The 11,801-nt window shown below is 51.0% G+C and carries 9 protein-coding genes and 1 other RNA gene; 9 read left to right on the top strand and 1 reads right to left on the bottom strand.

Features of this window, described 5'->3' with window-relative positions; translation table 11 throughout:
• Positions 1-561: 561 nt before the first annotated feature.
• A complete protein-coding gene (locus ACO6VE_RS13770) occupies positions 562-1,587 on the bottom strand; it encodes a hypothetical protein (protein ID WP_422461829.1) in 1,026 nt (341 codons plus the stop codon).
• A gap of 465 nt (positions 1,588-2,052) precedes the next feature.
• Between ACO6VE_RS13770 and rsmI the strand changes: the two genes are divergently transcribed.
• The 9 genes from rsmI to mraY all read left to right on the top strand — a co-directional run bounded on the left by rsmI (position 2,053) and on the right by mraY (position 11,788).
• Positions 2,053-2,898 (top strand): 16S rRNA (cytidine(1402)-2'-O)-methyltransferase, encoded by an 846-nt coding sequence (gene rsmI / locus ACO6VE_RS13775; RefSeq protein ID WP_422461831.1) that lies wholly within the window; start codon positions 2,053-2,055, stop codon positions 2,896-2,898.
• A gap of 247 nt (positions 2,899-3,145) precedes the next feature.
• An RNA gene (gene rnpB, locus ACO6VE_RS13780) (RNase P RNA component class A) lies at positions 3,146-3,554 on the top strand.
• Between the two features lie 494 nt (positions 3,555-4,048).
• Positions 4,049-4,504 (top strand): division/cell wall cluster transcriptional repressor MraZ, encoded by a 456-nt coding sequence (gene mraZ, locus ACO6VE_RS13785; protein ID WP_422461833.1) that lies wholly within the window; start codon positions 4,049-4,051, stop codon positions 4,502-4,504.
• 107 nt (positions 4,505-4,611) lie between these two features.
• A complete protein-coding gene (gene rsmH, locus ACO6VE_RS13790; RefSeq protein ID WP_422451123.1) occupies positions 4,612-5,553 on the top strand; it encodes a 16S rRNA (cytosine(1402)-N(4))-methyltransferase RsmH in 942 nt (313 codons plus the stop codon).
• Positions 5,553-5,867, top strand: coding sequence for a cell division protein FtsL (gene ftsL, locus ACO6VE_RS13795; protein ID WP_422461835.1), 315 nt, complete (start codon positions 5,553-5,555; stop codon positions 5,865-5,867). Before rsmH ends, ftsL begins: the two co-directional genes overlap by 1 nt.
• The gene (locus ACO6VE_RS13800; protein WP_422461837.1) at positions 5,864-7,699 is read left to right on the top strand and encodes a peptidoglycan D,D-transpeptidase FtsI family protein; all 1,836 of its coding nucleotides are present in this window, start codon (positions 5,864-5,866) and stop codon (positions 7,697-7,699) included. Before ftsL ends, ACO6VE_RS13800 begins: the two co-directional genes overlap by 4 nt.
• An 11-nt stretch (positions 7,700-7,710) precedes the next feature.
• Positions 7,711-9,294 (top strand): UDP-N-acetylmuramoyl-L-alanyl-D-glutamate--2,6-diaminopimelate ligase, encoded by a 1,584-nt coding sequence (locus ACO6VE_RS13805; RefSeq protein ID WP_422461839.1) that lies wholly within the window; start codon positions 7,711-7,713, stop codon positions 9,292-9,294.
• Entirely contained in the window at positions 9,291-10,706 is a 1,416-nt protein-coding gene (locus tag ACO6VE_RS13810; RefSeq protein ID WP_422450938.1) for a UDP-N-acetylmuramoyl-tripeptide--D-alanyl-D-alanine ligase, read from the top strand. Before ACO6VE_RS13805 ends, ACO6VE_RS13810 begins: the two co-directional genes overlap by 4 nt.
• The gene (mraY, locus tag ACO6VE_RS13815; RefSeq protein WP_422450940.1) at positions 10,706-11,788 is read left to right on the top strand and encodes a phospho-N-acetylmuramoyl-pentapeptide-transferase; all 1,083 of its coding nucleotides are present in this window, start codon (positions 10,706-10,708) and stop codon (positions 11,786-11,788) included. Before ACO6VE_RS13810 ends, mraY begins: the two co-directional genes overlap by 1 nt.
• Positions 11,789-11,801 lie beyond the last annotated feature (13 nt).

An 11,801-nucleotide genomic window follows, 5' to 3' on the forward strand; every position in this document is an offset into this window, starting at 1 on the left:
CTACAGATGTGCGGAAATCGCGTTATATCATGCGCTTGGCAAGTTACCTGAACCGGAAATGACCCACAGATTTTACTGACGAGGCCTTTTTTCCGTTTTGACCCGGTTGGTGATCGTATGCCAGGTAGCGTGAAAAAAATGTTGGTTATGTGAAAATCGTCTATATTCAGTCTGCATTGCTGACCGGTAAAAGACTGGAAAGATAATATAAAAGCGCACGTTGCCCTTGAGCTGGATAAGAAAGAGCTGAGCCAAGGGGAGTAATACGGGCAAGGGGGGGGGTACTGTTTCATATAGTTGTGGCAGAAGCAACCCAAAACAGTGTGCTGCTTAATTTGGTCCAGCAACTCAGATAAACGAACAAACAACCCGGCTATCAAAGTTTCCAACTCCAGCCAAGGCTGCAATCATTGAGAGGATAAAATCCAGAGGCGGAATATTTCCTGTCGTATAGTAAAACCAGGCTGCTCAGCGATATTGGGCAACTGAGAGTGATGCACGTCAGTAGTTTTTTAATTAAACTGAAGTGCTCATCTTGTTCAGCCTTGGTAATCTGAATTTTTAAGACTTGATGCCCAGTGAATAAATCTTATTAATGGTTTTTTGAGTTAAACAGCCTGACTTAATCAAACCAGTGATGATGTTAGTTATTGGTTGACAGATGCCTTTACAAAACATGAACGCTGACTTAAGCAAATCTTCACTGTGGGGTACTTTTTTTCCAGGGTTGAAGTTTAAATCAAGGATATCCGGGTTTGACCTAAAAACAGTGTACAGCATGTCAGGGTTGAGGTTACTTTTTAATAATATACCTTCAATCTTTTCAATAGTTTTTTCGTTCCGTGGTACCCAGGTATTGTTTTTTTTGATTTCTTTATAAACGGCCTTTTGCCAGCTTGACCAATCTGACTTAATCACTTTGTTCGGATTCTTGCCGAACTGCCCCGGATTAATGCCTATGACACTGACACCACACCTGTGAGTTTCATTCAGAATGGAAGTAAACTGATGCATTAGTTCAATTTTATTGGCATCAGTATCTTTCCCACTGGTAATAGCGGTTGTTATGAATTCTCCAGCCAGATCACAGGCTGAGACGATCTCAAGTTGGTTGCATGAAGTATTGTAATCCGGCAGCTGGCTATCGGGTGTTTCGTCGTTTACTGAACTGGCTTGATCCTCAGAACCCCGAGCGTATATCTTGTTCACCAGTTCTTCGTCCACGAGTCCCATTGAGATGGCTTTCGTAATAAAGTCTTTTGCGGGTATACATCGGCCTCGCATCAGCCCGGCCAACTGCTGAAAAGGCTTCTCTTTATTTAAAATAGAAGTTATGGAAAAAAAGTCATAATACTCCGGGTCCAATGGTGGTAAAAATGCAAACAGCAGTTTTTCTGTGTCCTCTGATCCGATCCTGTCTCCTATTTCCTTGATGGCACCATATCCCTTATCAAAATCCTTCTGGTCGACGTTGTCTTGCCACTTTTTCCAATCGCAATGGCTAAAATTCTTTGGGTTGGTTAGTGCGCTCAGTTCAGTCGGGAGTATAAAAGGTCTGGGGATGCGCTCATTTAATTGCTTGATCATTCTGGCAAACAGTGATTTTTTGCATTGGTTAATGTCCCCCTGGTTGGATTTACGGATTGCTTCGGCGTTGACAATAAATTTTCTTGCCAGCTGTTCAATGGAATAAAGACTGTCATCGATGGCTTCCTGGTAAGTGGGGGGAGCATCAGTATTTAAACAGGTGAAAGTAGAAGTGCCCGTGATCATAGATTATCTCTGTAATTGCAGGAAAAACACATTGTGTGGAAAAAAGCATTCACCACTCATTGACCTATTGATTAAAAAAAAGTTCAGTACACTTACCTGGGGTCGTGAGTTCACAATGGCGTCTGGTGACTTATTGCGGGTGTTCATGTTCGTCGCTGGGGCTAAAGTCTTCTGCCACAATGGCAGTCAGGGTTTTGATCCTGTCTGGATTTTTTTCGGATGTGAAGTGGTCAAAATGGTAAGCTATTGCCTGAAAATTCATATCGGTTTTTTTTTGTCATGTCTGACCCGCTTCTTTATATAGTTTCTACGCCAATGGGTAATCTGGGTGATATGACGCCCAGAGCCATAGAGGTGCTTCGTCAGGTTGACGTTATTGCCGCAGAGGATACCCGGCACAGTAAGCGTTTGATGAATCACTTTGGTATTGATACTCCGCTGATTCCCTGCCATGACCACAATGAACGACATCAGGCAGGGATGATTGTGCGACGTATGCAGGCGGGGGAGACCATTGCCCTGATCAGTGATGCCGGTACGCCGTTAATTTCTGACCCGGGCTTTTATCTGGTCCGGTCGGTGAGAGAGGCCGGGTTTCGGGTGGTTCCCATTCCCGGGGCCTGCGCATTTATCGCCGCGCTGTCAGTCAGTGGTTTGCCCACGGATCGTTTTTATTTTGAAGGTTTTCTGCCCGCAAAAGGGGCGGGGCGTCGCAAGCGAATAGAATCGTTGGCGGCTTTTGCCAGTACCTGGGGGGTTTATGAGTCGCCACACCGTATTATGGAACTTCTGGAAGATCTGGCAACGGTGCTCGGTGGTGACCGGTACATTGCTCTTGCCCGGGAAATCACCAAAACCTTTGAAACCGTGATGACCGGGACGGTGTCGGAGATTCAGGCCGTTTTGCAATCCGATGCCAATCAGCAGCGTGGCGAGTTTGTGGTGCTGATCGAGGGCTTTAAGGAGGAAGAAGATTCTGAAATCAGCCCTGACATTGCAAAAATGCTGCAACGTTTGTTAAAGGATTTGCCCATTAAAAAGGCGGCTGCCGTGGTCGCTGATCTGACCGGGTTGAGAAAGAAAGACCTCTATGAATTGGGTTTGGACATGAAGAAGGGGGAGTAGCTGCTGTTCCCGGGAGTTGTCCTGAAATAGACGCTTCCCGCTTCCCGCCGCCCGCTACCCGAAATGTGCTTTTGTGAGCAGCGGCTTTTTACCAGACCAGGTAAAGTGATGCAGGTATTCCGGGCAAATCATAAGTGGGTTTTTGCTGCAAGTGGGGATAAGGATAACGGTTGTTGCCAGCTCCGAAATTGAGTGGACTGTTATTACTGTTGATTAATGCAGATTTCACGAGTAACATTCGCCGCCGCGAGCTGGCCGGGCAGTCGCTGTTTATTCTGGTTGTTTGATCAGAGTGAAGGGAGGAAAGTCCGGGCTCCAGAGGGTAGGGTGCCAGGTAATGCCTGGGGGGCGAAAGCCTACGGAAAGTGCAGCAGAGAGTAGACCGCCTAAGCCAGTGTTCTTTTCAACGCTTGTTGTAAAGAAGTTGGCCGGTAAGGGTGAAAGGGTGCGGTAAGAGCGCACCGCATGGCTGGTAACAGTCCATGGCACGGTAAACCCCGCCTGGAGCAAGACCAAATAGGAATCCTATAGGTGTGACCCGCACTGGATTCGGGTAGGTTGCTTGAGGTGTCTGGTGACAGACATCCCAGATGAATGACTGCCCAGGCCTGCTTTGGCAGGCTGGACAGAACCCGGCTTACAGGCCGGCTCGCGACTCTTTTTTCCGCTGCAAGTTTGCTTAACCTGATCGTTTTTGTGGTTTTCAGGGTATCTGTTGCCCCCGACGCGATTCTGTCTTTGTCTCACTGTCTTTAAATCCAAAGTCTTTATCGCAATAAAAGTGTTTTGTACCCGCTGTTGCTGCCTTTAAAAAAATAGAACCATAGTTCTTTAATTCCTCCATAGATTCTGTTTTGCCCTTTGTTTAAAGGCTTTAGCTATTCATTTTTCAAACTGTTCTTTTATTGGGTTGTCCAATAATGACGGGGAAGAGGTAGAACCCCTGCTTGACGTGGGTTTTTCAGATTCCTATAGTGTGCTTTAGTGGTGTAAAGTGGATTATTGTGGGGCGAATTGGCGGGGCCAATTGATGGAACGAAACAGGTGGAGCGAAATGGGTGGTCGAATGGAGTTGGCTCTCATTAGTGCTTTTTATAAGTGATGGTCACTTTAAGGTTTTCAGGGGTTCGGGGACCAGGGAGAAGGTAATGTGTTTCGCGGTGTAAATGCCATTAATCTGGATGCCAAAGGGCGTCTTGCCATACCAGCCCGTTATCGGCAGGTGTTGCGGGATCGCTGCCGTGGTGCCCTGGTGGCAACGATTGACACCGACGAACCTTGCTTGCTGATTTATCCATTGGATGAGTGGGAGCTTATTCAGCAGAAAATTGAAGCACTTCCCAGTTTTCATCCAATGACCCGCCGGATTCAGAGGCTCTTGATTGGGCACGCCACCGATGTAGAGCTGGACGGCAATGGGCGTATTCTTATCCCTCCACTGTTGCGTGACTACGCAGGTCTTGAAAAGCGCAGTATTTTGCTGGGTCAGGGCAAGAAATTCGAGCTTTGGGATGAACGTTGCTGGAATGAGCGCCGCGACCAATACCTGAAAGAAGCCAGTGAATCAGAAGAGATTCCGATGGAATTGCAGTCGCTCTCTTTGTAAATCACTTTTTTTTTGCTGTTTTTGAGTTAAGAAAGCTTTGTGAAAAGTTTATGAAATCGTTAAATCGTGTTGGTAGTCAGGCAGATGTCAGCAAAGGTGGCAAGGAAATGGTAGCGACCCAAAATGAGGTGGCTGACCATGTGCATAAAACAGTGCTGCTGAATGAGGCTGTCGATGCGTTGCTGACGGATCCAGCCGGAATCTATGTCGACGGTACTTTTGGCCGAGGCGGGCACAGTCGTTTGATTTTGAACACCCTGTCAGAGCAGGGACGGCTGGTGGGTATTGATAAAGACCCATTGGCCATTGCCACCGGTGTCCAGCTGGCCAGTGAGGATCCACGCTTTGCAATTCATCACGGTTCTTTTACCGATGTGGATTCCGTGCACAGTGACCAGTTGGTGGATGGGATTTTGCTGGATCTTGGGGTTTCTTCGCCCCAGCTGGATGATCCGGAAAGAGGTTTCAGCTTTATGCAGGAGGGACCTCTGGATATGCGGATGAATCACCAGGATGGCGAGACTGCCGCTGGCTGGCTGGCGCGGGCAGAAGAACAGGAGATCAGCCGGGTCATCTGGGAATATGGCGAAGACCGTTTTTCCCGCAGGATGGCCAGGGCCATTGTCAGGGAAAGGGATATTGAACCGATTCTGACCACACGACGGCTTGCCGATATTATTGCAGCGGCCTGCCCCACCAGGGAGAAGGGTAAGCACCCGGCGACCCGTGCGTTTCAGGCGATCAGAATCCATATCAACCGGGAGCTGGAGGATCTGGTGCTTTGTCTGGATCGGGCTCTGGAAAAATTGAAGCCCGGTGGCCGACTGGTGGTTATCAGCTTTCACTCATTGGAAGACAGGATTGTCAAACGCTTTATCCGCAAGCATCAAAAGGGGGATGAGCTGCCAAGCTGGCTGCCGGTGACAGAAGATCAGTTGAATCGGCGGATGAAAAGTCTGGGCAAGGCGATCAAACCTTCCCGGCAGGAAGTGCAGGAAAATCCCCGGGCACGAAGTGCAGTTATGCGTGTGGCAGAAAAGCTGGTTTGATGATGGGCCTGATGATGGATAGTGGTCTTCTGGCGTGTCTGCATCTTCTTCGATCTTATGGTGCTGCGCTTTTGCTGTTGTTACTGGTGATATTGTCGGGATTGTCTGTGGGTTACGTTTCCTACGAGAACCGTCTTCTGAATAACCGGATTCAGCAGGAGCTTGAGAACCGGAACAGTGCACAGGTTGAGTGGGGTAAGTTGTTGCTGGAACACAGCACACTGACATCACCGGGAAAAATTGAACAGGTTGCCAGGGAGAAACTGGACATGGATGTGCCAAAGAGCAACCAGATAGAGATGGTTCTGCCATGACTCAGGGGCGAACTCAGGGACAGAAAGTATCACCGCGAAACCGGTCAGCGGCCGGGAGCAAAGCTGGCAAGGGGACTGTCTGGATTGGCCGTGTGGTGAATAGCCTGACCCGGAAGTGGCGGCTGAAAATGCTGCAGTCGGTCCTGCTGGTGGCAGGGCTGGCCATTGGTTACCGAATTGTCGATTTGCAATTGCTGGATCGGCACTTTCTGCAAAATGAAGGTGATAAGCGTTCTGTTCGCTATGAGTCAGTGGCTGCGCACAGAGGCGTAATTTTTGACCGCAATGGTGACCCGCTGGCGGTCAGCACGCCGGTTGTCACGATCTGGGCTGACCCTGAAGTACTGTATCAGGCCAGTGACCGCTGGCAGGACCTGGCAAAGGCGTTGGGCGTTTCCCATAAGTGGCTATCGGATCGTGTGCAGGCGGCCAAAACCCGGGATTTTATCTACCTAAAACGGCAGCTGACACCGGAGAAGGGGGCAACGGTCATGGCCTTGAGAGTGCCGGGTGTCCGGGCGATCAATGAGCACCGGCGCTACTACCCGGCTGCCGAGGTGACCGCCCATCTGGTGGGTTTTACCAATATCGATGAGTCTGGTCAGGAAGGTCTGGAGTTAGCCTACAATGATTGGCTGTCCGGTGAGCCAGGTCAGCGAAGGGTGCTGAAAGACCGTAAAGGCCAGCTTGCCCGACAGGCTGAGCTGATGAAAAGTGCCAGCCCCGGCAAGGAACTGATGCTCAGTATTGATCTGAGGCTTCAGTATATGGCCTACCGGGAGTTGAAAAAGGCGGTTGAGCAGCACAAGGCCAAGGCCGGTTCTTTGATTATGCTGGATGTCAAAACCGGGGAAGTGCTGGCAATGGTCAATCAGCCTGCCTACAACCCGAATAACCGGGCGGATATGCAGGCCCATAAGATGCGCAACCGGGTGGTGACCGATATGGTCGAGCCGGGGTCAACAATGAAACCTTTTGCGGTAGCGGCTGCCCTGGAGTCTGGTCAGTTTCACAAAGACTCAGTGATTAATACCGCACCCGGTTACCTGCGACTTGGCAGGGATCAGGTAAAGGATAACCGGAATCACGGTGCTATTGATGTGACCACTGTGCTGAGACAGTCCAGTAACGTCGGGGTGTCAAAAATGGTGCTGGCCATTGGTCCGGATAAGATGCTGGATTTGCTGCAGAGGGTTGGCCTTGGTCAAAGCACCGGCACCGGTTTTCCCGGAGAAAATCCGGGCTATTTGCCCTATCGGGATCGCTGGAGTGATATCGAGATTGCCACCTTATCCTTTGGCTACGGTTTGACCGTGACACCGTTGCAACTGGCTCAGGCCTATACCGTACTTGGCTCCGGTGGCATGATGCGCCCTGTCTCGCTGATCAAGAGAGATGTGGTGCCCGACGGTGTTCGGGTAATGGATCAGCAGGTGGCGGATGATCTGAGGAAAATGCTTCGTGAGGTGGTTCATGGCGGAACCGGTGGCCGGGCGATGATCGATGCCTTTGAGGTTGGCGGGAAAACCGGAACGGCCAGAAAGGTGGGGCCAAACGGTTATATCAAGGATCGCTACATAGGTATGTTTGCCGGTTTGGCACCTATTGATAATCCACGGTTTGCCATGGTGGTCATTATTGATGATCCCTCTGGCAAGAACTATTACGGTGGCCTGATTGCCGCGCCGGTATTCTCCAAGGTGGCAGCCGGGGCGCTGCGAATGCTGGGGGTTGAGCCTGGTGAGTTGGGTAATCCGGGGGCAGATCGGCGTATGGCATTTAATCCCCATGATCGGGATGAGCAAATTTCTACACCATTGGAAGAAGGTTAAAGCGAAAAGCAATGACAGCTGAGCAAGAGAATACTCTCAATGGCGTGCTTGCCGAACTGCAGCTACCGGTGGTAGCGGTAGACAGGAAGCTGAATCATATGACCCTCGATAGTCGCAAGATTACCGGGGGTGAGTTGTTTATTGCGATTCCCGGTATTCAGTCCGATGGCCGCAACTACATTGCTGATGCCCTGGAGAAAGGTGCCGCAGCGGTGCTGGTGGATGATAGCGAAGGGTTTGATCTGTCTGCTGCGGCAGGCAATGAGTCCGTTTTTTTTGTTCCGGACCTCAGTGGCAAGGTTGGGTCCCTGGCTGATCGTTTTTATCGGCAACCTTCTGAACAGTTGAGCGTTATTGGCGTTACCGGCACCAATGGCAAAACCTCCTGTTGCTGGTTTATCTCTGAAATCCTCGGGCAGCTGGGCAAGCCCTGTGCATTAATGGGCACCGTGGGGCGCGGGTTGCCGGGGCAGATGGAGGCTTCCTTAAATACCACCAGTGATGTGATTTCCCTGCAGCAGTACCTGGGGCAACTGGTAGCGGATGGCGTAGGGGCGCTGGCCATGGAGGTGTCATCCCACGGGCTTGATCAGGGACGGGTGTCCGGGGTCTCTTTTGAGGTGGCGCTGTTTACCCATATCAGTCGTGATCATCTGGATTATCACGGTTCCCTGGAGAACTACGCAGCGGCCAAGGCCCGGCTGTTTTCCGAGTGTACATACCGGTATGCGGTTATTGGCAAGGACGATGAGTTTGCACCGCTGATGCTTTCCTCCTGCCCACAGAATGCCAATATCACCACCTGGTCCCTGGAAGATGCTTCGGCAGATGTGTATCTCAGTAACATTGAAACGTTACCGCAAGGTTTCAGGGCAACCCTTCATACGCCCTGGTGTGTGGGTACATTGGCGACTTCATTACTGGGACGTTTTAACCTGGAAAATCTGTTGGCGGTTATTGCTGCGTTGGGTGTTCAGGGGTATGCACTTGATCGCATTCTGGCGGCTATTCCGGCGATTTCTGCCCCTCCCGGCAGGATGCAGCAGTTTGGTGGTGGCACTCAGCCGCTGGTGCTGGTTGATTATGCCCATACGCCGGATGCCATTGACAGTGTGCTTTCTTCATTGCGTGAGCACCGTGCGCAAATAAAGAGAATGACCCCTTCCGAAAAAGATTGCGAACAAGAAGCCGGGAAAATTGTCTGTATATATGGGTGTGGTGGTGACCGGGACAGAGGTAAGCGACCTCTGATGACGTTCGCCGCTTTGAACGGTGCGGATAAAGCAGTGCTGACCAGTGATAATCCCAGAACTGAAGATCCCCGCCAGATCATCACTGATGCGCTGGACGGTATTACAGAGAATGACCGTCAGCGCATTCAGGTGATTGCTGATCGCTCTGAAGCCATCCGTTCCACAATTACTTCCGCCAGTGCCGGTGACATTATCGTGATCGCGGGCAAGGGGCATGAAACCTATCAGGAAATTGATGGTGTTCGACATCACTTCGATGATGCAGAACAGGTGCAGCGGGTATTGCAATCGCAATGCACAGGCGCTCGGTTGCAAAATGTTCAAGAGGATGTGCAGGCATGATTGAATCGATGCGCCTTGCCGAAGTTGCCGGGATTGTTAACGGTCAGTTACATGATCTGCCAAATGATGAGCTGTCAGTTACCGGTGTCAGTATTGATACCCGAACATTGCAACCGGGTGATCTTTTTATTGCTATCAAAGGTCCCCGCTTTGATGGTCACGATTATCTGGGCCAAGCACAGGCGGCAGGCGCTGTTGCTGCCCTGACAGAGCACTATGTCTCTGGTGCTGCCTTGCCACAGATTGTGGTAACCAATTGTGAACAGGCGCTTGGGCTGTTGGGTGCTGCCAATCGCAATCACTTTTCCGGGTGTCTGGTCGGTGTTACCGGCTCCTGCGGCAAAACATCGGTTAAAGAGATGTTGCTGGCCATGTTCTCCGAAGCTGGCCCAACGCTGGCAACGCAGGGCAACCTCAATAATGCGCTGGGCACACCCTTAACGTTGTTAAGAATCAACGAAGCCCATCAGTTTGCCGTGGTTGAGATGGGTACCAGTGCTCCCGGCGAAATTGAATACATTGCCAATATGGGCAGCCCTGACGTATCCGTGATCGTCAATGCCGCTGAAACCCATCTGGCGGATTTGAAGAGTGTTGAAGGGGTTGCCTGGGAAAAAGGGTTTATTCTGGATGCTCTGCCGGATGATGGTACAGCTGTTCTGAATATGGATGACCGGTTCTACGGTCAGTGGTGTGACCGGGTTCTGCAAAAGCCGGGTCGACACATTATCAGTTTCAGTGCCCAGAGTCCTGAGGCGAACTGTTTTGCCAGTGATATCACGCCCAATCAGGAAGGCACCCGATTTACGCTGCATATTCGCCGAAAGGGGCAGCAGCCAGAGCAACAAACGCTGCAGCTTTCCTTCTGGGGGCGCTACCAGGTGACCAATGCCTGTTGCGCGGCGGCGGTTGCACTTGCCTGTGGGTTGTCGCTGGACATTATTGCCCGTGGACTGGAAAATGCCCGACCTTATCAGCGGCGTGGACAACGCTTTGTTCATTCGTCCGGTGCAGTCCTGATTGATGAAACTTACAATGCCAACCCGAAAGCGACGCTGGCGGCACTGGAGCAGCTGGCGGACTGTGGCGGCCGGACCATTATGGTTCTGGGTGACATGCTGGACCTGGGTGAGATATCCGATGAACGTCATAGGGACATTGGCCGCTATGCGCAAGAACTGGGTATTCAGCAGTTTTTGAGTTTCGGGCCTTCTGCACGCCTGGCCAGTGAAGCCTTTGGCAGCGGACAGCACTTCGACGATAAAAACGAGTTGATTGCCTTTCTGAAAGCACAGCTTCAGAGCATTACTAACAGCGACAGTATGGCTGTCATGGTGAAAGGATCAAAAGGGATGAAGATGTTGGACATTATCCAGGCTCTGATTGGGTCTGATTACAAGGGAGATGCCTGATGCTGGTCTGGCTGGCAGATTATTTAGCCCAGTATTACCATGGATTTCTGGTGTTCAAGTACCTCACGTTGCGAGGTATTTTCGGGGTCCTCACGGCTCTGGCCATGAGCTTATGGCTTGGGCCTCACTTTATTCGCAAACTGAGTTTTTACCAGATTGGCCAGGCGGTCCGTGATGATGGTCCGCAAAGCCATTTAAGCAAGGCTGGCACCCCGACCATGGGTGGTGCCCTGATTCTTATCTGCATTGCCATCAGCACCTTGCTATGGGCCGATCTGAGTAACCGCTACGTCTGGGTTGTGCTGTTTGTTACCGGTATTTTCGGTGCGGTTGGCTGGGTGGATGATTACCGCAAAGTGGTTGAAAAGAACTCCCGTGGTCTGCCCGCTCGATGGAAGATGTTCTGGCAATCGGTTGCTGGCCTGGGTGCCGCTTTTTTCCTGTTTTTTACCGCGCCATCCGCGACAGAAACAACCCTGATTATTCCCTTTTTCAAAAATGCCACGTTGCAGCTGGGGCCATTTTTTGTGGTGCTGGCCTACCTGACCATTGTCGGTTCCAGTAATGCCGTCAACCTGACGGATGGCCTGGATGGTCTGGCTATTTTGCCCACTGTGATGGTGGCTTCAGCCCTGGCGGTATTTGCCTATCTGAGTGGACATGCAACCTTTGCCCAGTACCTGCTGATTCCTGCGGTGCCGGGAGCCGGAGAGCTGATGGTATTTTGTGCTGCCATCGCCGGGGCAGGCCTTGGTTTTCTCTGGTTTAACACCTACCCGGCCCAGGTCTTTATGGGCGATGTGGGTGCTCTTGCGCTGGGTGCTGCCCTCGGGGTTGTTGCGGTTATCGTCCGCCAGGAAATCGTGCTGATTATTATGGGCGGTGTTTTTGTTATGGAGACGGTCTCTGTCATTTTGCAGGTGGGCTCCTACAAGTTAACCGGTCGTCGTATATTTCGCATGGCACCGCTGCACCACCACTTTGAGTTGAAAGGGTGGCCTGAACCCCGGGTCATCGTGCGCTTCTGGATTATTACTATTGTGCTGGTTCTGATTGGACTGGCATCGTTGAAAATTCGCTAACGGGTTTAAGGGT

The organism is Endozoicomonas sp. ALB115 (genome assembly GCF_049310245.1).
GTDB lineage: Bacteria > Pseudomonadota > Gammaproteobacteria > Pseudomonadales > Endozoicomonadaceae > Endozoicomonas.

Bases quoted from the DNA above. Each gene is read 5' to 3' on its own strand.
- ftsL (WP_422461835.1), top strand. From the start codon at position 5,553: ATGATGGGCCTGATGATGGATAGTGGTCTTCTGGCGTGTCTGCATCTT.
- ACO6VE_RS13810 (WP_422450938.1), top strand. From the start codon at position 9,291: ATGATTGAATCGATGCGCCTTGCCGAAGTTGCCGGGATTGTTAACGGT.
- ACO6VE_RS13770 (WP_422461829.1), bottom strand. From the start codon at position 1,587: ATGATCAAGCAATTAAATGAGCGCATCCCCAGACCTTTTATACTCCCG.
- rsmH (WP_422451123.1), top strand. From the start codon at position 4,612: ATGGTAGCGACCCAAAATGAGGTGGCTGACCATGTGCATAAAACAGTG.
- rsmI (WP_422461831.1), top strand. From the start codon at position 2,053: ATGTCTGACCCGCTTCTTTATATAGTTTCTACGCCAATGGGTAATCTG.
- ACO6VE_RS13805 (WP_422461839.1), top strand. From the start codon at position 7,711: ATGACAGCTGAGCAAGAGAATACTCTCAATGGCGTGCTTGCCGAACTG.
- ACO6VE_RS13800 (WP_422461837.1), top strand. From the start codon at position 5,864: ATGACTCAGGGGCGAACTCAGGGACAGAAAGTATCACCGCGAAACCGG.
- mraY (WP_422450940.1), top strand. From the start codon at position 10,706: ATGCTGGTCTGGCTGGCAGATTATTTAGCCCAGTATTACCATGGATTT.